This window comes from Streptomyces bluensis (assembly GCF_014650715.1).
Taxonomy (GTDB): Bacteria; Actinomycetota; Actinomycetes; order Streptomycetales; family Streptomycetaceae; genus Streptomyces; species Streptomyces bluensis.
In genome coordinates this window covers 188,574-207,291 of the sequence record NZ_BMVM01000001.1, presented here as the reverse complement: position 1 = coordinate 207,291, position 18,718 = coordinate 188,574, and the positions used below count along the sequence as shown (strand labels likewise).

Sequence of the window (18,718 nt, the reverse complement as noted above, 5' to 3'; positions counted from 1 at the left end):
ACCTGTGAATCCGGGCATTGTCGGGCAGGCGACAGGCCTGTTCGCCGTCACCAACATCGACGACATCCTGATCCTGTCCTTGTTCTTCGCTCAGGGCGCCGGACACCGCGGCTCGGCCCGCCGGGTCGTGCTCGGCCAGTACCTCGGTTTCGCCGCCATCCTCGCCGTCGCCGTGGCCGCGGCGTTCGGCGCGACCTTCCTGCCCGAGGCCGCCATCCCCTACCTCGGCCTGCTGCCACTTGCTCTTGGTCTCAAGGCGGCCTGGCAGGCCTGGCAGCGGAAGGGCGACGACAACGATGAGCAGGAGGTGACCGAGGACGGCCCGACGATACTGGAGGTCGCCGCGGTGACCTTCGCCAACGGCGGCGACAACATCGGCGTCTACGTTCCCGTGTTCGCGACCGCCGGGGTCGGCGGGATGAGCGTGTACGCCGTGGTCTTCCTGATCCTGGTGGCCGTGTGGTGCTGCGCGGGCAGGTTCTTCGCCACCCGCCCGGTCGTCGCCAAGGCACTCAGCCGGTGGGGGCACATCCTGCTTCCGCTCGTGCTGATCGCCATCGGCCTGCTCATCCTCGTCGAGGGCGGCGCCTTCGGCTTGTAGGTCACGCGCCGCCTGCTCGACTGAGGCGGACGGCACGACCGTCGTCCCACGAAACACCGGCGCCCCCCGGTCCGAAGCTGCGGACCGAGAGGTGCTGGTGTCCTGCCCGCGTCAGCGGAAGCTGAGCCCGGTGGCGGTGGCGACGTCCCGCAGGTCCACGTACTTGTAGTTGGTGCCGTCGCGCGGCTCACCGTCGTCGCCGGTCACCGTGGGGGTGTCCGTCTCGTCCTGGATCACGGCGAGCCCTTGCGGGTACGCCGAACCGAACGACTGGTTGACGATCTCCAGGCTGTCGGTGCCCTCGGCGCCGTCGATCGCGCCCTCACCCTGGCCCGCGACGACCCGGAAGCTCTTCACGTACGCGTTGCCCTTGGCCGGATCACGGTCGTACATCGCGAAGGTGCTGTCGCCCTGGCTGGAGACGACGACATGGCCACCGCCGCCCGGCCGGTCGATCAGCGTGATTCCCTCGACGTCAGCGGTGAGGTGGGTTCCGCCGAAGCCGGGGTCCTCGCCGGGGACGCACTCCTCGCTGTCGGGATCCCAGGTGGCGGGGACACCGTAGTCCCTGACCTTGTCGATCAAGGTGGGCTCGCCGGTGAGGTCGGCGCGCATGCGCCAGAGTCCCACGTCTTCCTGGCCGGCGTAGAGCATGCCGTTCGCGGCGTCGACGCGCATGCCCTCAAGGTAGGGCTGCTCGCCCGGCTCCTCGCAGGGGGTCCAGGTCGTGCCGTTCGGCAGGGTGAAGGTGGAGGGGAAGCTGATGGTGCGGATCTTGCGGTAGCCGTAGGTGCCGTTCGCTTCCCTCGTCAGTTCCAGCAGCGCGACCTGGTTGTTCAGCTCCTGGGTGACGACGGCGTAGATGCGGCCGGTCTTCCGGTCCTTCCAGGAGGCCAGTCCGTACGCGGTGGCCTGCTCGTTCACCTCGTCCTGGTCGGCCGAGAAGATGTACGGGGCGGCGTTCTGGGCGGTGACGTCCTTGACGGGGCCCTCCGCGCGGTCGCGGTCGATGCTGTAGATGACCAGCTTGTCGCGGCCGCGGTCGGTGGCGATGGCGAGGTTGGCGCCGTCGATGACATCCACGTTGTTGATGCGGCCAGGCTCGTCCTCGGCGCTGGGCGCCTTCGGAGCGGGGAGCGACTGGACCTCGTGTGCCGCGAGGTCGTACACCCGCAGGCCGCCGACCTTCGCGGTGCCGAGTACCAGGCTCTTGTCCGGGTCGTTGGAGTCGCGCCAGATCGCCGGGTCGTCCGCGGTGGCCTCACCGCCTGCCGCGTCATCGAACAGGGTGGGTGTTTCGGCCTTGGCGGTGACCTCGGCGACCGTGGTGTCCGCCTGAGCGGGCGCGGCCACGACGGCCGTCACGACCGCGGCCGCCGCGATCGTCAGGCAGCGCATTCGGAATGCCTTGCGTACGTGAGACATGGATGCCTTTCCGGGGGATGGCTATCGAGCATGCTGAAGCCAGCAAGTGACAAGTACATGCGGATAGATGGCCACACCGTGGGGACATCGTGAACGCTGGGGCGGAATGGCGAGGGAGACCGCCCCTTCGTTTGCGGGAGCGAGCGCCCGTGCCCCTGTCGGTCAGTCAACTCCCCTACACTGCCCTGGTCCTCAGATTGATCGGAGCACGACATGAAACGCCTCCTCCTTGCGGTAACCGCCGTCCTGGCAGTCGCCGGGTGCGCGCAGAACTTCGACCAGGGCCCCGAAGGGCAAGTCACCGACAAGGTCAAGAGCGGGAAGAAGTTCTACCTGGTTGTCAAACCGGCCAAGGGCGGCGACGAGAAGAAGTTCCGGGTGAGCAAGTACGACTATCACGACTGCAATCGGGGGTCGAAGTACCCCAAGTGTGTCGACGATTAAGCCGGCACCAGCGCTTCAATGAGCCGTGCGCGACCTCAGTGATCTGGCTGCCTGTCATATCGACAACCGGGGCGGCCGGCCGCTGCACCGCCGCTATGCCGGCCTCACGGCGCTGTGGGCGGGTGCCTCCCCAGCGGTGAGAATCGGGTCCTCACGGACGACGCGTCCAGGGGCGGGCGCGTGGACCACTGTCCCGTCACCGGTGAACAGGCCCACGTGGCGGGCATCGGCGTGGAAGAAGACCAGGTCACCCGGCAGGAGACTGGTCAGCGACACCGGTCTCCCGGCAAGCGCTTGATCCCGTGCCGCGCGCGGGAGATCGACGCCGACGGTTTTCCACGCCGCCTGGGTAAGGCTGGAGCAGTCGTACGATTCGGGGCCGGTCGCACCCCAGACGCAAGGCTTTCCGGTCTGCGCGCGGGCGAAGGCGACCGCCGCCAGGCCCCTGCCGCCGACGGCAGGGACAGACTCCGGGAGCGGGCTCTCGACCGGCGCCTCTTCGCTGACGGGCGCGTTGACGGCCGGCAGTGCGGTCAGTGGTGCTGCCGGAAGTGTCGCCCCGCCGACGGCCTGCGGTGACGGCGACTCAGTCGGCGCGGGAGGGAGGAGCTGCGGTTTCTCAGGCGGCGCCACCACCGCCGCTGTCGGCGTCGCTGGTGCAGTTGCGGCCGGCGCGGCATCGAGGGCGAGAGCCGGCCGTGCGGGGGTCCCTGCCGGGGCCAGGGGAGGCCGAGGCGCGGGTGCGGCCGGCAGCTCCGGTACGGCCGTCCGGTCGGGCGGCAGGACGGCAGGAACGGTCGGGCCCAGTAACGTGCGGCTGACGTCGAACCACCTCTGGGTGATGGCGTTGACGCCGAGGTCGGAATTCCGGCGCGTCTCCCTGCCCGCTGGGACGATGCGGTCGAATGACCTCACGCTCCTGGCGCGGGTCGCGTTGAAGGTCTCGGTGGCTGCCTCGGCGTGGTCATAGAGGCTGTTGACCCGCTGCCTGACCTCGTCACGGCTGGGTTCGCTGCCCGCCAGTCCCATGTTCCGCTCCGGCGCCATCGAAACGTTCTCCTCCGCACTCGGCTGTCGGTGCCGCTGCTACTGATACTGCGGTGGGGCAGGCGTATGCCGGCCCCACCGGAAGTGTGTGTGGACTGTGAAAGTTTAATGGAGCAGTAGCCTTGCTCGCTTCGGCCGACGTCACCACGGCCCCAGCCGGATCTCCTGGCCCTGCCAGCGTTTCCTCAGCCACCGGTCGTGGCTGGCCACGACGATCGCGCCGGGGCCGGCCCCGAGGGCCTCCTCCAACTCGTCGCACAGCCGGGGCGAGAGATGATTGGTGGGCTCGTCGAGCAGCAGGAGCGCGGGCGGCTGTGCGACCAGCAGCGCCAGGGCGAGGCGGCGCCGCTGACCGACGGACAGGTGACCGACCGCCTTGTCCAGGTCCGCCTCGTGCATCAGGCCCAGCGAGTCCAACGGGACGGCCTCCGCCCGCTCGGCGCCGAGCGAGAGTTCGTAGGTGTCCCGGACCGTACGCTCCGGCCGGTCGAACACGGTGTCCTGGGCCAGCCACCCCACCGTCAGCCCGCGCCGCCGCCGCACCTCGCCCTGTGCGGAGATCCGCCCGGCGAGCACGGCCAGCAGCGTGGATTTCCCCGCCCCGTTGCCCCCAGTGACCAGCAGCCGCTCCGTCGCCGACACATCGAGACGCCCGACGGCCAGGCGGCCCGGGACCCGTGCGTCGCGCAGCGCCACCAGGGTGCCGTCCGCCGACTCCTTCGCGAGCGCGGCGCGTTGGAAGCGCAGCGGCACCGGTGGGGCACCGACCTGAGTGCGCTCCAGTTCCTCCAGCCTGCGGGTGGCGTTGCGCACCCGGCGTGAGATCTGGTTCTGTACGCGGCCGCCGCGGTGGCCGTACCCCATCTTCTCGTTGTCCCTCCGCTCACGGTTCGGGGCGACGACATGGGCGGTGACCGCGGCCGCGTACCGCAGCGCCGCGAGCTCCTCCTGCTCTTCGGCGTAGCGCCGCTCCCAGCGTTCCCGTTCGGCGTGCTTCTCCGCCAGGTAGGCGCTGTAGTTGCCGCCATGGCGGACCGGGCCGTCCACGGCCGGGTCGAGGTCGATCAGGTCGGTACAGACGGCGTCGAGGAAGGCCCGGTCATGGCTGGCCAGCACCACGACGCCGGGCAGACCGCGCACCTGCTCCTCCAGGAAGGCGGCGGCATCGTCGTCGAGGTGGTTGGTCGGCTCGTCCAGCAGCAGCGCCGAGGGCCGCCGGACCAGCAGCGCGGCCAGCGCGAGCCGGCCGCGCTGGCCGCCGGAGAGCGACCCGAGCGTGCGGTCGTGCGCGACCGTGCCGAGCCCGAGCCCGTCGAGGACGAGCGCGGCCCGCCGGTCGGCGTCCCACGCCTCGCGCTCCTCGGCCTGCTCCAGCCGCCCGCCGTATGCCTCCAGCAACGCCGCGTAGGCGGGGGAGTCGTGCGGGGTGCGGGCGAGTTCCTCGGAGAGGCGTTCCAGCTCGACGAGGTCCTCGCGTGCCTCGCGCAGGGCGTCGTCCAGGACGTCGGCGATGGCGGCCTCGGCGTCGAACGGCATCTCCTGATGGAGGAAGCCCAGGTCGGCCGGGCGCTCGACCCGCCCGGCGTCGGGTTCGTCCGTCCCGGCGAGCAGACGGAGCAGCGTCGACTTGCCGACGCCGTTCTCCCCGATCAGCCCGATGCGGTGCCCGGGGGAGGCGACGAGGGACACGCCGTCGAGCACTCGCCTGCTGCCGAGGGTGCGGACGAGGTCATGGGCGAGCAGGGGTGGTTGCGGCACGGTGATCCGTCCCAGGGAATCGGTGCTCGGCCCGCCGGGTGACACACCTCGGCGCGGGCCCGGTCGAACCTGTCGGCCCTTCACCGCTGAGGTGCTCCCGTCTCGGTGAGCTCGCCGTCGGCCAGCCGCAGCCACCGGCCGACACCGATCTCCGTCAGGAACCGCTCGTCATGGCTCACCACCACGAAAGCCCCCCGGTAGGACCCCAGGGCACTCTCCAACTGCCCCGCGCTCACCAGGTCCAGGTTGTTCGTCGGCTCGTCCAGGAGCAGCAACTGGGGAGCCGGTTCGGCACACAGCACACAGGCAAGGGAGGCCCGGAGCCGCTCGCCACCGGAGAGGACCCCGACCGGCAGATGCGCCCGCGCACCGCGGAAGAGGAAGCGGGCGAGCAGGTTCATCCGCTCGGCCTCCGGCCGCTGGGGGGCGAAGGCGGCGAAGTTCTCCGCGACCGTACGGTTCAGGTCCAGTACGTCCAGCCGCTGCGAAAGGTAGGCGATCCGCCCGTCCGCGCGCTTGATGTCTCCGCTGTCCCTCACCAGGTCGCCGTTGATCAGCCGCAGCAGGGTGCTCTTGCCCGCTCCGTTGGCTCCGGTGAGCGCGATGCGTTCCGGCCCCCGGATCGTCAGGTCGACACCCTGGCCGGCGAACACGGCCCGTCCGCCGTGCCGGACCTGCATGGCCTCGCCGAGGAAGAGGGTGCGCCCGGCGGGCACGTCGGTGTCCGGGAGGTCCAGGGTGATGCGCTGTTCGTCGCGCAGCGCACGCGCCGCCTCGTCCAGCCGGGCCTTGGCCTCGCCTACCCGGGAGGCGTGCATCTGCCCCGCCCGCCCCGCGGACTCCTGGGCGCCGCGCTTCATGTTGCCGGCGAAGATACGCGGCAGTCCGGCGTTCTTGAGGTTGCGGGCGGCGTTCCCGGCACGGCGCTCGGCGCGTTCACGGGCCTGCTGCATCTCCCGCTTCTCCCGCTTCAGCTCCTGCTCCGCGCTGCGGACGTTCTTCTCGGCAACCTCCTGTTCGGCCCGCACCGCCTCCTCGTACTCGGTGAAGTTGCCGCCGTAGAAACGCAGTTCACTGCCGCCGAGTTCGGCGATGCGCTCCATACGGTCGAGCAGGGCCCGGTCATGGCTGACGACCAGCAGACAGCCGTTGAAGTCCTCCAGTACGTCGTAGAGCTTGTGGCGCGCGTCGAGATCGAGGTTGTTGGTGGGCTCGTCGAGCAGCAGCACGTCGGGCCGCTTCAGCAGTTGGGCCGCGAGTCCGAGGGAGACGACCTGACCGCCGCTGAGTGTGCTCAGGCCGCGGTCCAGGGTGAGGTCGGTCAGGCCGAGGCGGTCGAGCTGGGCACGGGTGCGTTCCTCGATGTCCCAGTCGTCGCCGATGGTCGTGAAGTGTTTCTCGTCGACGTCGCCGGACTCGACGGCGTCGATGGCGCGGATCACCGCGGCGACGCCCAGCACCTCGGCCACCGTGAGTTCACCGGTGAGGGGGAGGGTCTGGGGGAGATGGCCGAGGGTGCCGACGACCGACACGGACCCGGCGCCGGGCCGTAGCTCGCCGGCGATCAGCTTGAGCAGGGTGCTCTTGCCGGAGCCGTTCGGAGCCACCAGTCCCGTACGACCGGTGCTCACGGTCAACGACAGGTCCTGGAAGACCGGTGTGTCGTCGGGCCAGCTGAAGGAGACGTTCGAGCAGACAATGGCAGCATCGGACATGGGGTGACCTCGTGTGATGGGAGGGGGCAGGAAGAGACGTCTGCCCCGGGCAGAGGGGGAAAGGGAACGACGGCGAGGCCACTTCGGCAGTGCTCTTCTGCACCTGCCGGTGGCCGCTCACATCCGGGTATCACCCGCAGATGTCGTCGTCACCCACCATGTCTGCCACTCCTCGGTACACGATTACGTCCGCCGTAGCCTAGCAGCAGGTCCGTGGCGGTGGCCGATCAGCTGAAGTCCTGCCGCACCCGTGCCCGGTGCCCTTCCACCGCGTCGGCGTAGGCCTGGGCTTGAGGCACCTGCCAGTAGGGCCCGCCGTTGTAGCGGGACGCGAGCTCTGCTTTCTGCGCATCGGTCATCTGCTCAGGGGGAACGTCGGCGAACGAACTCTGAGCCTTGAGGTCCGCCATGTGCTTCGCGGAAATCAGCAGGTTCTGGGTGGGGTCCTCAAGCGCTCCGCGGATCTCGTCGCGCTGGTCGGTGGTGAGGTTGGCGGGCTCGTAGCCAAGCGTCTCGGCCGCGCGACGGATCTGGACCGCCATGGGCCCGTAGGAGGTGTTGTCACGGTCTCCGCCCAGAGGACCGGGCAGGTTCTCCGGAACGAGGGGGCTGAGGACGTTCTCCGCCACGGCGCGGGACATTTCCACCTGCCGGTCGATGGCGTAGGGCGTGCCCCCTACCTCCTGCAGCGCGATCGCCGCTACCACGTCCGGCGGCAGACCGTACACCTTGGCCGTCTCCTTGATGGCCGCCCGGTTCTCCAGCACCCACTCCCTCTTGTCACCGATCGCGTCCGTGAGCCACTGACTCTTCACCTCTGGCATGCCCTTGGCGTGGGTGCGCAGATCCTGGAGCAGGGCGGAGACCGTGGCATCCGGCCCCGTCAACGTGCTGCCCTTACCCCATGGACTGCCCGGAAGCCTGGTGAGCGGGTTGTCCGCGGCTTCCGCGCGCTCCGCCGACAGGGCTTTCACCTTGAACAGCAGCGCCGCCGCGTCCTTGTGCGTGGTGCGGAAATCGGGTATGAGCGCCGTCGCCGCCTTCAGCGCCGCCACACAAGCCTCACGCGCCGGCCGTTCGGTGTTCAGGGCCCGGGCGAAGGCGGCCTCGGCCTGCTCGTAATAGCGCTCGGCCTCCTCCCTGATCGCGTCACGATCAACCCCCAGTTCACTGATCCAGTCCAGAAGGCCGGTGGTGTGCCGCATGTCTTCCCAGCGCCGCATCGGCTCCGCGGACTGCTGGGCGCGGGTGAGCGCAAAGCCCTCACCGCTCAGCACTCCGTCCAGCCGCTCCTGCGCCTCCTTGCCGTCGCGCAGGTGTGGCTTGGCGTCCGCCACCGCGTCCGCGTACTTCAACAGCGCCGACTGCGCCGCGTCGTAGCCGTCGTAGAGACCCCGGGCCAGGCCCCGCACATCGCGCAGACGGGCCTCGTACGACGTACGGGCCACGCTCTCCCACTGCACCTGCTCCGCCTTGCGCACGGAGGGCTCGACGGAGTCGAGCAGATCGCGCATCCGCCGGTACTCCTTGGCGTTGCGCTCGATGAGGACCGGATCGCAGTCCTCCAGGAACTTCACGTCCGCGTAGTACACCACCAGGCTCAACCTCGCTTTCCGGGCACGTAGGTGGACGAGTCCACGAAACTCCTGAGTTCGGCGGCTGTGGCCGCCTCCGTGGACGTGTACGCGTTGCCCGTGCTCTTGAGCAGGGTGGAAAGAGCGGTCAGCAGGGCCGCCAGGTCGGTCCCCTGATCCGCAGCGAATGTGGCGAAGTCGTGGACCGCTTCCGACACGTCCTGATGCGAACGCGGTGCCCGGGCGATCGTGCCGGCGTCCCCGTCGAGACGGCCCTGCTCCAGCAGGCCGGCGATCTCCAGCAGGATGTGCGCGCTGCCGTCAATCGAATCGGGCGCAGCTCTGTAGCCGCCGAACGTCATGGTTTCAGCTCCCCCTGTACTGCCCCATGGCGGTACGGCTCGGTTGAATGTACGCCACCGAAACCTCAGTGCCATCGCAGGATAAGAGCAGTTGGGGAGCACAAGGACGGGTTCGCAGGGCGTGCGCTGCAGTCCCCCACGACTCCCACAAGCGGGGCGAGAGGTTCCCCGCGCTCTGTCCTGGTAGGACTCGTTTGGCTTGTTTCGATCTTTGGGTCCCCGGCACCCGGCGGGCGTACCACGGCGAACGTCGCCCTCCTCGACCACGTTTCCCTTCACCTTCCGCAGGACGGCCGCCGGATGCTGCCCGTCCTGGCTGCCCTGACGGCGGCGGCCGTCGCACGCGCGTACGTGGGGGTACGTCCATCAGAACGCCAGAGATGGCCGCTTCGCCCCCATATGGCCCGGCGTGCCGTAAGTGAACGTTGGGTTCCCCCGTCACCCCTTCCTCTACGTTCGTATACCGCCCCGTAGGCGCCAGGGTCCGGAGCCGGACGGCCGCCCGTCCTGCGGTCGTTGGCGTGCCCGGGTGCCGCACGGCGTGTCCCTGAGCACCCCGCCGACAGGGCGGACAGCGGGATTACTCCTGGCGAACGGTTGGGAAACGGTTGCCGGATGGAACGCTCAACGTCTTGCTGTGGGTGTGTCTACGCGCGTATCTTTCCAGCCAGCTTCCGGGTTGCCCCACTCCTCCCACATATCGGCCACACCTCTTTTACAACTCCTTCTGCAAGAAAGAGCTCCACGTGTCCTCACGCATACCCCCGGCCCTGCGTGGCAGAAGCGCCAAGGCTGTCCTCATCGCGCTTCCCGTCGGCCTCACCGGTTCGCTCATCGCCCTCCCCTTCGCCGCCGAGGCGGCCCCTTCCTCCGACGCCGTGATCTCCGAGGTCTACGGCGGCGGTGGCAACTCCGGTGCGTCCCTCACCCATGACTTCATCGAGCTGGGCAATGCCGGGACCGCGTCGTTCGACCTCAGTGGCTGGTCCGTGCAGTACCTCAGCGGCTCGCCCACCTCCACCTCCAAGTGGCAGGTCACCCCGCTCTCCGGTGCCGTCCCCGCGGGCGGCAAGTACCTGATCCAGGAGTCCAAGGGCACCGGCGGCGACACCGCCCTGCCGACCCCCGACGCCACCGGCACCATCGCCATGTCGGGCACCAGCGGCACCGTGGCGCTGGTCCACTCGACCACCGCGCTCACCTGCCTGACCGCCGCCGACTGCGCGGCCGACGGCACCGTCAAGGACCTGGTCGGCTTCGGCACCGCCGTGGTCCGCGAGGGCAGCCCCGCCACCGGCGCCGGCAACACCACCTCCGTCTCCCGCGACGCCAAGTTCACGGACACCGACGACAACGCGGCGGACTTCACCGGCTCCGCTCCGAGCCCCGGCAACAGCACGGGTGAGAGCGGTGGCGGCGACCCGTCGCCCACGCCCACCCCGACGCCCACCGACACCACCCCGGGCCCGCTGCGCATCCACGACATCCAGGGCGCCACCCGGCTCTCCCCGGAGAACGGCCAGACCGTCACCAACGTCCCCGGCGTGGTGACCGCCGTACGCGCCACCGGCTCGAAGGGCTACTGGATCCAGGACCCCGACGCCGACAACAACCCCGCCACCAGCGAGGCCATCTTCGTCTTCACCGGCTCCGCCACCCCCCTGGTCAAGGTCGGCGACTCGGTCGTCGTCTCCGGCAAGATCAGCGAGTACTACCCCGGCGGCAAGACCAGCGGGACGCAGTCCGTCACCGAGCTGACCGCCCCGACGGCGAGCGTGCTGTCCTCGGGCAACAAGCTGCCGGCGGCCGAGGTCATCGACGCGGCCACGATCCCCGACGCCTACGCGCCGAAGGTCGACGGCGGCAACATCGAGTCCCAGCAACTGGAGCCAGGCACCTACGCGCTGGACTGGCTGGAGGCTCACGAGGGCATGCTGGTGCAGATCAGCGACACTCGCGTGGTCGGCGCGTCCAACCAGTACAACGAGACCTGGATCACCACCAAGCCCAAGCAGAACCCGACGCCGCGCGGCGGCACGGTCATGACCGGCTACGACGACCCCAACTCGGGCCGCCTGCTGATCGCCTCACTCACCGGTGACCAGCTCGATGCCAATGTGGGCGACACCCTCACCGGCACCACCGAGGGCCCGCTGGACTACGCCAACTACGGCGGCTACAACGTCCAGGCGACCACGCTCGGCACCGTCAAGTCCGGTGGGCTCAAGCCGGAGGTGGCGCAGAAGGGCAAGTCGGACGAGCTCTCCGTCGCGACGTACAACGTCGAGAACCTCGACCCGACCGACCCGCAGAGCAAGTTCGACCGCCTGGCCGAGGGCGTCGTCAAGAACCTCGCCGCGCCGGACATCATCAGCCTGGAGGAGATCCAGGACAACAACGGCGCCAAGGACGACGGCACGGTCGCCGCCGACAAGACGATGGCCCAGTTCATCGACGCCATCAAGGCGGCCGGCGGCCCCGCGTACGACTGGCGTTCCGTCGACCCGGTCAACGACCAGGACGGTGGCGAGCCGGGCGGCAACATCCGGAACGTCCTCCTCTTCAACCCCCAGCGCGTCACCTTCGTCGACCGGCCGGGCGGCGACTCCACCACCGCCGCGCAGGCCGTCAGCGACGGCAAGAAGGGTGTGAAGCTCTCGGTCTCGCCGGGGAGGATCAACCCCACCTCCGACGCCTGGAAGAGCAGCCGCAAGCCGCTCGTCGGTGAGTTCGTCTTCCGCGGCGAGCAGGTCTTCGTCGTCGGCAACCACTTCAACTCCAAGGGTGGCGACAAGCCGCTGCACGGCGCCGTCCAGCCGCCGGTGCTCGGCTCCGAGACCCAGCGCCTGGCCCAGGCCAAGGAAGTCAACTCCTTCGTGTCCAGCGTCCTGGCCAAGAACTCGAAGGCCAAGGTGGTCGTCCTCGGCGACATGAACGACTACCAGTTCTCCAAGCCGCTTCAGACGCTGACCGCGGGCGGTGTCCTCACCGACCTGATCAACACCCTGCCGGTGGGCGAGCGGTACAGCTACGTGTACGACGGCAACTCGCAGACGCTGGACCACATCCTGGTCTCGCCCGCCATCAAGAAGCCGGCGTACGACGTCGTCCACATCAACTCGGAGTTCTCCGACCAGACGAGCGACCACGACCCGCAGGTCGTCCGCATCAAGTGAGCGCATCCGCCCACTGACCGACGCATTGGGCGTGCACGTGACCACGTGCACGCCCCACGCGCTTTCGTGCGGCTGTCCGTCCGGGGAGAGGGATCAGGCGGCGTTGCGTCCGGCGCCCCTTGCGCCGGTGAAAAGGAGGTCGTTCGGGTCGATCGCGTCGGCCATTGCCTTCAGCCCGGCGTCGTTGAAGTGCAGGTGGTCGCCCGGGTCGTAGGCGGGCAGGATGCGGTGAGGGTCGGCGGGGTCGCGGACCACGGCGTCGAAGTCCACGACGGCGTCGAAGAGGCCGCCGGTCCGGATGAACGCGTTGACCGACTGGCGTACGGCCTCACGAGCCTCCGTGTAACCGCCGTTGCCGCCGTACGGGGTGATGGTGGCGCCGATGACGCGGATACCGCGAGCGTGGGCGCGCCGCACGATCTGGCGGTAGGCATCCTCGAAGGCGGCCGGGTCGGTCTGGTTGGGGTTGCCCTTGATGTCGTTGATGCCCTCCATGAGGATCATCGTGCGTACGCCGGTGCGGGACAGAACGTCGGCGTCGAGCCGGGACAGGGCGCTGGGGCCGGTGCCGTCGAGCAGGAGGCGGTTGCCGGCGATCCCGGCGTTCAGGACACCGAGCCGACGGTGTGGCGGCAGCGCGCGCAGCCGTTCGGCGAGCCGGTCCGGCCAGCGGCGGTTGGCGCTGGACGTTGATCCTGATCCGTCGGTGATGGAGTCGCCGAGTGCGACGACGCTGCCGGCGGTGCGCGGGCCGAGCACGTCCACACCGGTCACGTAGTACCAGGAGCCCGTGGTCCCGGTGCAGGCGGATCCGTCCTCGTCCGCGGCGTGGTTGCCGGAAGGGGCGAGGAAACTGGTCTGCAGGGCCGAACGGTGGTACGTGGCCGGCCCGGTGTCGACCGGTGTGTACACGGTGATCAGGAGGTTGGCGCCGTCGGGCACCCTGAGCGACACGGGGTCGGTGACCGTGTCCTCGCCGGCCGGGACGGTCACCGAGGCGGCGCCGCGGAAGGTGGCGGCGCGCATCGTTCCCGCGACGGCGTTCGGACTCGTCGGCGCACCCTTCTCCTGCAGCGCCACGGTCACGGAGCCGAGTTCGAGGGGGGAGGCGCCGAGCCGGTTGGAGATGCGGACGCGCGCGGCGCGGCCGCCGACGCTGACATGGACGACATTGCGGATGGAGGTGCCGGGCAGAGCCGGTACGGTGCCGGAGGCCGCCGCCTCCCAGGTGCCCGTCCAACCGCGGCGGGTGGCGGAGGCAGGCCCCGCGTCGGCTCTGGCGGGCAGGGCGCCGGCGTCCCGAGCAGGGCGATCGCCAGTGCCGCCACCAGGGTGGCGAGAAGGCGCCGGTGCGTGGTGGTCACGCGGGGTCCGCCTTTCCAGCGAAGGCAACCAATGGATACATCGGAGGTGTCAACGGGCTTGCGCCTTGGCTGTATATGCGACCACGCCCATAAGGTCAGGCTCCAAAGCCAATTACGGACAGCCTTCTGTAGGGCCTGACCGAGGGCGGGTGAGGGTGAACCTCAATTCGACAAATAGATCCGATCTATGGAGTCAAGTCGTGCTCTCGGTGGGCCGGATGGCACCCCGCACCCACCAGGCGCAGGCATAAAGGACGAGAGCGCAGGCCAGCGCGCCGCCGCCGCCCGTCGCCCAGTCCGAGAGAACCGCCTCCCCCCTCTGTTGCACGGTTGTCTGTTCGGCTGTCGCAGGTCCGCCCCGGTAGTACTCCAGGGTGTGCGTGTTGGCCGCGGCACCGGTGAGGGTGGCGACGGCCAGCGCCGCTACGACGCTCCAGCGGGCCGCTGCCGATGGTTTGGCCTGGCCGGCGTGGCCCGCCGGAACCCGGCGCAGACGGCGCCACACGTGCACCGCGACCGCTGTCAGGCCCCCGGCCGTGCTGATGTGCTGGAGCAGCCGCGCCGCAGTCAGATCCCCCGTGATGTGGGACCGCAGGACGCCCAGGTGAGCGACGGTGTAACCGTCGGCGTGCGTGAAGGAGTCCCACACCAGATGGGTCAGGATGCCGATCAGGGCGGACAGCAGCACCCAGCCCGCCCGGCGCAGGCCCTTGCCGTCGCGGTCGGCCGCACCGGCCGGGGAGAACCGGCCGGGCAGCAGAGCGGCGGTCGGGCGGCGCACGAGCCCGTACAGCGCCAGGAGTGCCAGAGCGGACGGCCCCGACACGGTGAGGCCGGACAGTGTGTGGGACACGGTGGCGTTGAGGAACGGCTCGTACCACGACTGGGCGCTCACCGGTATGCGCGCGGCGGCGAGGAAGTACGGCGCGTCCGGAGCCATGGCTCCGCAGACCAGGGCGGCCGACGAGAAGGGGTGGCGCAGCAGCGGCAGAACGGCCGCGGGATGGGACAGCGTGAACGGCATCGAGGAGTCTCTTCCGTGTCGGCGCGGGCCATGGTGACGGCCGCCGGGTGCGGTGGGGGCACGGGGCGGCGCCTGGATCCCGACGAGTCAGGCGGCTGAATACGTTCTCCGGGATCATATGTCGGCAACCTGACTATGCCGCGCGCTCCGCGTGCTTCCTTGCTGCGCCAGACAGCAAAAAGCCGCCCCCGCGGCACGGAGGGCGGCTGGGTGAAGGGTGCGTCAGCGCGGGCTGGAGCGTCCGCGAAGACGAAGCGCGTGCGCGCCGGCGGCCAACGCGCCGGCGAGCGGTACGACGGCCGCGGTCCCCAGCGCCGGAAGCAACAGATCCCAGGCTCCCGTGGTGTAGGCGTAGGCAAGGAACAGCGGGCAGGCCGCGGCCGTCGCAGCCGTCTCGGCCCTCCCCGGGGACATCGACCGCACGGACTGCGCGAGTCCGGTGGCCGCGAGAACGAGAAGGGGCCACAGGCCGTAGTCGGTGCTGACCGGCAGTGCGCCGGCGTACATCGCGGTGACGGGAAGCCACGCGGCGGCGGCCATCACGCCGGCCGCGGCACACGCCCCGGGCCCCGGTCGCAGATCGGGCGGACAGGCCAGTACGACCAAGGCGGTGAGGAGCGCCATGGTGGGCGTGACGATCGGATCGCCGAACGCGGGGCCGCTGACAACAGCCGCGACGGCCAGCCCCGCCAGTCCGATGGTGAGCGTGGCCACACCCACATGCCACCGCGCCGTCAGCGCCGTGACAGCCCCGACGAAGACCAGTGCCGAGGCAAGCAGGAGCGCGCTCCACGCGTCGGCGGTGAGATACACGGGGCCCGGCGAGGCGACCACCCCGGCGTACCAGCGGCTCAGATGCACACCGCCATAGGCCGCCACCGCACCGACCGCCAACGGTGCCGCGCGGGCCAGAAGCCGTCCGGCGGCCGTCGAGGAGTTCACACCGAGTCTCATCCGCACCGCGTGAGCGGCGATATCCGCAGCCTCCCGAAACCTGCCCATGGAAGAGACTTCCGCCGCCGTCTGCTGATAGACGGCAAGGATCTCCTCGCCGCACTCCCTGCGGTACCGCCGCGGATACAGGCGCAGAACCAGCCCGATCACGCCTGCGTCACCGTCGCCCCGGAGATGCCCAGCCGCCGGTTGGCCTCACGGGCCGTCGCCGCCATCCGCTCCGCCGCTGCCGCCAGTCTCTCCCGCCCCAGCGGCGCCAAAGCGTAGACCTTGCGGGCCCGCCCGTCGACGACCTCCTCACGGTGCACCTCGATCAGGCCGTCCTTCAACAGCCGATCGAGGGCGCCGTAGAGGGTACCGGTGCGCAGGACCACCCGGGTGCCGGAGAGCGACTTGACCTCCTGGGCGATGGCGTAACCATGCCGTGGCTCATCCGCCAAAGCCGTCAGGATCAAAAGGGTCGGCTCCTGCAACACGCGCTCACTCATCCAGCCAACATATGTCGTCCAATGGCCTATGGACAATGCCGGAGCGGAGCTTCAGGGCGCGGCGTTGAGCAGGTCGAGGGCGCTCTGCTGCCGTGCCGCGTCCACCGTGTCGACCGGTCCCGACCAGCGCAGTCCGTATTGGTCAAGGGCGTTCCGGTCGCTCGTATGCGCACGGTCCGCCTGGCGCCGCAGGTAGGCGGTGTAGGGCTGGTCCGGCAGCGCGGCGTTGAGCTTGCCCAGACCGCGCACGTGCGCGCCTTTGAACGACGGTCCGTCGCCGCCGCAGTCGCCGCCCTCGCACGGGTCGCGCAGGATGCCCTCGGCGGTGTGGAGCGAGGAGGCCGTGGTCGCGGCGTCGGCGATCTGCCGTGCGCGGACGAGCAGCGCGCCGTCGCCCGTGGCCTTGTGCAACTCGGTCAGCGCACCGAGCAGGACACCCTGGTTGTACGACCAGACGGGCTGGCCGTTGTTGCGGCAGGTGGACAGGTCGACGCCGTCGTTGACCAGGTTCGAACCGTTGATCATGCCGGTGCCCTGGAACCAGGACCAACCGGCGCGTGCCCGGTCCAGGTACGCCGTGTCGCCCGCGATGCGGTTGTGCAGCGCGGCGTTGAGCTGGATGTAGAGGGAGTTGGCGATGGCGTTCTTGTACGTCCGCGCGGTGCTCCACCACACCCCGCCACCGCAGGTGCCGTCCCAGTACGCCGCCATGTGGTCGGCGTCGGCGCGGGCGGTGTCCAGGTAGCGGCGGTCGCCGGTCAGGTCGTACGCGGCGATCCAGGCGAGTCCCCACCAGCCGGTGTCGTCGATGTAGTCGTTGCGGAACTGCCCGTCCCGTGCGTTCACGTTCAGGTCGTACGTGCGGGAGATCGCATACGAGTAACTGCCCATGCCCGAAACCCGGATGTTGTCGACGACGGAGTTCAGGGCGTTCGCCGAGTTCCACCAGCCGGTGGTGTCGAACAGGCCGGTTCCGTAGTTGTAGAAGGTCATCAGCCCGGTGGCCGCGGCGGTGCGCCGGTCTCCGGCGTTCCATGTGGCGCGAGCCCACGGGGTGCACGCGATCTCGGCGCGATCCCCGGCCTTGCCACAGGCGCGCAGGGCACCGACGCCGTGGTTGTTCCAGTCGTCCACGTTGTACATGAGCGTGCGCCAGCCGCGCCGGTCCGCGGGGATGGCGGTGTTGCCGAGCCTGCTGCCGGAGCCCCAGGAACGGCCGCCGTCGAAGGAACGGTCGAGCCACACCTCGTCACCCGGGCTGCCGTTGTCGATGGACGCCCAGCCCATCGCGTCGGCGTCGTCGAAGTGGAGGGCGATCGACCGCCCGTGGACGGTCGCCGTCACCGGAGTCCGGTCGCCCGGGGAGAGAGCGGGGTCACGGGCGTCGCAGTACCTGTTGCAGACGGTCGCCGCCGCGCTGGTTCCGGCGGCGGACGCCGACTGCGGGACCAAGGCGGCGAACAGTGCCACGGCGAGCGCCGGGGCCGACCGCCTGAGGATGCGGAGTCTTCGTACGGGAGCCATGGGGCCTCCCTGTCAGGGCGACGCCCCGAGCCTCGCCGTGGGACCGCTGTCGCCGTTTCGAAGGAAGACACCGGTGGTGACGACGGCCGGGGACGTGCTGCGGATACGGGAATGAGAGCGCTCTCGGAAGGTAGTGATGGGCAGACGGAGCGTCAACGGGGCGGACGCGTACGTCGGCGGCCCCCTGCCAGGAGACCTGATGGGAGCATTGATGGGAGCGTTCCGGATCGCCTTGCGAACCGGCAGCGACGTGTCATCTTGCTGCTAAGGGCCCGGTGCGACGCTGGGAGGCGTACGGGGCCCGTTGCCGGCGTGATGGAACGAACCTAGGAGAGTGGGCGTCATGCGCGTAGCGGTGCTGGGAGCTACCGGTGGTCAGGGGAGTGCCGTGGTAGGCAGTCTGCTTGATGACGGACACCACGTTCGTGCCGTGGTCCGCAACCCGGGCGGAACGCGCGCCCATGCCCTTGAACAGCTGGGTGTGGAGGTGGTCCACGGCGACCTGCGCGATGTCTCCTCGCTGGTTGCCGCGCTTGACGGCATGGACGCCGCATTCGCCGTCACTACGCCGTTTGAGGAAGGCCCGCAGGCCGAGATCGAGCAGGGGCTCACCATCATCGCGGCGACCCGGCAGGTGGAGCTGCCGCACCTGGTGCTCTCCTCGGTGGCTTCCGCCGACAGGTCGACCGGGGTTCCCCACTTCGACAGCAAGTACCGGATCGAGCAGGCCCTGCGGCAGGAGAGTGACAACTGGACCATCGTCGCCCCGACGTACTTCTACGACAACATGCTTGGCGACGCGGAGAATCTGCGGGCCGGGCGGCTGGTCCTGCCGCTTCCCGTCGACCGCCCGCTTCAGCAGGTGGCCCGGCAAGACCTCGCAGCCGTTGTGGCCGCAGCGGTCAACAGCCCTGCCGGGCACCTGAGACGGCGAATCGAGGTTGCCTCCGACGCACCCTCTCCCGCCCACATGGCCGCAGTCCTCACCCGCTCGCTGGGGTCGCCGGTCGAGGCAGTGCGAACTCCACTCGACCTACGGCGACGGTCCAGCGACGACATGGTTGCCATGTGGGCCTTTCTCAACGAAGAGGGCTATGCAGTCGACATCGCGGCACTGCACGAGGCGTACCCTGAGATCTCCTGGACCACGTTCGACGACTGGGCTCAGCAGCTCAGCTGAGCCGCGCACCCGTATAAGAGCCTTGGTCGCCTTCCCTGAGCGCGTCGAGTGATCGGCCTCGATCCAGTGTCGACTGCCCCGT

15 protein-coding genes are annotated in these 18,718 nt (G+C 69.7%); 4 read left to right on the top strand and 11 right to left on the bottom strand.

From position 1 onward, the window contains the following. Positions 1-4: 4 nt before the first annotated feature. Complete coding sequence (locus tag IE262_RS01070) at positions 5-601, top strand: cadmium resistance transporter (RefSeq protein ID WP_189870535.1); 597 nt, start codon at positions 5-7, stop codon at positions 599-601. Between the two features lie 111 nt (positions 602-712). On the opposite strand, the gene IE262_RS01065 is transcribed toward IE262_RS01070, so the two are convergent. Beyond that, entirely contained in the window at positions 713-1,999 is a 1,287-nt protein-coding gene (locus IE262_RS01065) for a phytase (RefSeq protein ID WP_229877035.1), read from the bottom strand. Positions 2,000-2,239: 240 nt separating this feature from the next. Here IE262_RS01065 and IE262_RS01060 point away from each other — a divergent pair, with 240 nt between their 5' ends. Further along, positions 2,240-2,470 carry a membrane lipoprotein lipid attachment site-containing protein gene (locus tag IE262_RS01060; RefSeq protein WP_189870531.1) on the top strand — a complete coding sequence of 77 codons (231 nt, stop codon included), beginning with the start codon at positions 2,240-2,242 and terminating at the stop codon, positions 2,468-2,470. Between the two features lie 93 nt (positions 2,471-2,563). Here IE262_RS01060 and IE262_RS01055 read toward each other — a convergent pair whose 3' ends face one another. The 5 genes from IE262_RS01055 to IE262_RS01035 all read right to left on the bottom strand — a co-directional run bounded on the left by IE262_RS01055 (position 2,564) and on the right by IE262_RS01035 (position 8,926). Next, positions 2,564-3,517 carry a C40 family peptidase gene (locus IE262_RS01055; RefSeq protein ID WP_229877034.1) on the bottom strand — a complete coding sequence of 318 codons (954 nt, stop codon included), beginning with the start codon at positions 3,515-3,517 and terminating at the stop codon, positions 2,564-2,566. Between the two features lie 141 nt (positions 3,518-3,658). Then, positions 3,659-5,275: an ABC-F family ATP-binding cassette domain-containing protein gene (locus IE262_RS01050; RefSeq protein WP_189870529.1), complete on the bottom strand. Its 1,617-nt coding sequence runs from the start codon at positions 5,273-5,275 to the stop codon at positions 3,659-3,661. Positions 5,276-5,355: 80 nt separating this feature from the next. Next, positions 5,356-6,990: a ribosomal protection-like ABC-F family protein gene (gene abc-f, locus IE262_RS01045; protein ID WP_189870526.1), complete on the bottom strand. Its 1,635-nt coding sequence runs from the start codon at positions 6,988-6,990 to the stop codon at positions 5,356-5,358. Positions 6,991-7,217: 227 nt separating this feature from the next. Then, entirely contained in the window at positions 7,218-8,585 is a 1,368-nt protein-coding gene (locus tag IE262_RS01040; protein WP_189871566.1) for a hypothetical protein, read from the bottom strand. A gap of 5 nt (positions 8,586-8,590) precedes the next feature. Then, on the bottom strand, positions 8,591-8,926 hold the full coding sequence (locus IE262_RS01035; RefSeq protein ID WP_134039428.1) for a hypothetical protein: 336 nt from the start codon (positions 8,924-8,926) through the stop codon (positions 8,591-8,593). Positions 8,927-9,672: 746 nt separating this feature from the next. Here IE262_RS01035 and IE262_RS01030 point away from each other — a divergent pair. Then, positions 9,673-12,102 carry a DUF8508 domain-containing protein gene (locus tag IE262_RS01030; protein WP_229877033.1) on the top strand — a complete coding sequence of 810 codons (2,430 nt, stop codon included), beginning with the start codon at positions 9,673-9,675 and terminating at the stop codon, positions 12,100-12,102. A gap of 93 nt (positions 12,103-12,195) precedes the next feature. Here IE262_RS01030 and IE262_RS01025 read toward each other — a convergent pair whose 3' ends face one another. The 5 genes from IE262_RS01025 to IE262_RS01005 all read right to left on the bottom strand — a co-directional run bounded on the left by IE262_RS01025 (position 12,196) and on the right by IE262_RS01005 (position 17,456). Next, positions 12,196-13,494: an SGNH/GDSL hydrolase family protein gene (locus IE262_RS01025; RefSeq protein ID WP_229877032.1), complete on the bottom strand. Its 1,299-nt coding sequence runs from the start codon at positions 13,492-13,494 to the stop codon at positions 12,196-12,198. A 165-nt stretch (positions 13,495-13,659) separates the two neighbouring features. Continuing rightward, positions 13,660-14,490 carry a DUF4184 family protein gene (locus tag IE262_RS01020; RefSeq protein WP_189870524.1) on the bottom strand — a complete coding sequence of 277 codons (831 nt, stop codon included), beginning with the start codon at positions 14,488-14,490 and terminating at the stop codon, positions 13,660-13,662. A gap of 222 nt (positions 14,491-14,712) precedes the next feature. Beyond that, the gene (locus IE262_RS01015; protein WP_189870523.1) at positions 14,713-15,594 is read right to left on the bottom strand and encodes a hypothetical protein; all 882 of its coding nucleotides are present in this window, start codon (positions 15,592-15,594) and stop codon (positions 14,713-14,715) included. Then, positions 15,591-15,932: a PadR family transcriptional regulator gene (locus tag IE262_RS01010; protein ID WP_134039432.1), complete on the bottom strand. Its 342-nt coding sequence runs from the start codon at positions 15,930-15,932 to the stop codon at positions 15,591-15,593. The genes IE262_RS01015 and IE262_RS01010 overlap by 4 nt, the downstream gene beginning before the upstream one ends. A 51-nt stretch (positions 15,933-15,983) precedes the next feature. Continuing rightward, the gene (locus IE262_RS01005) at positions 15,984-17,456 is read right to left on the bottom strand and encodes a glycoside hydrolase family 76 protein (protein WP_189870520.1); all 1,473 of its coding nucleotides are present in this window, start codon (positions 17,454-17,456) and stop codon (positions 15,984-15,986) included. Between the two features lie 343 nt (positions 17,457-17,799). Between IE262_RS01005 and IE262_RS01000 the strand changes: the two genes are divergently transcribed. Further along, entirely contained in the window at positions 17,800-18,636 is an 837-nt protein-coding gene (locus tag IE262_RS01000) for an NmrA/HSCARG family protein (protein ID WP_189870518.1), read from the top strand. Positions 18,637-18,718 lie beyond the last annotated feature (82 nt).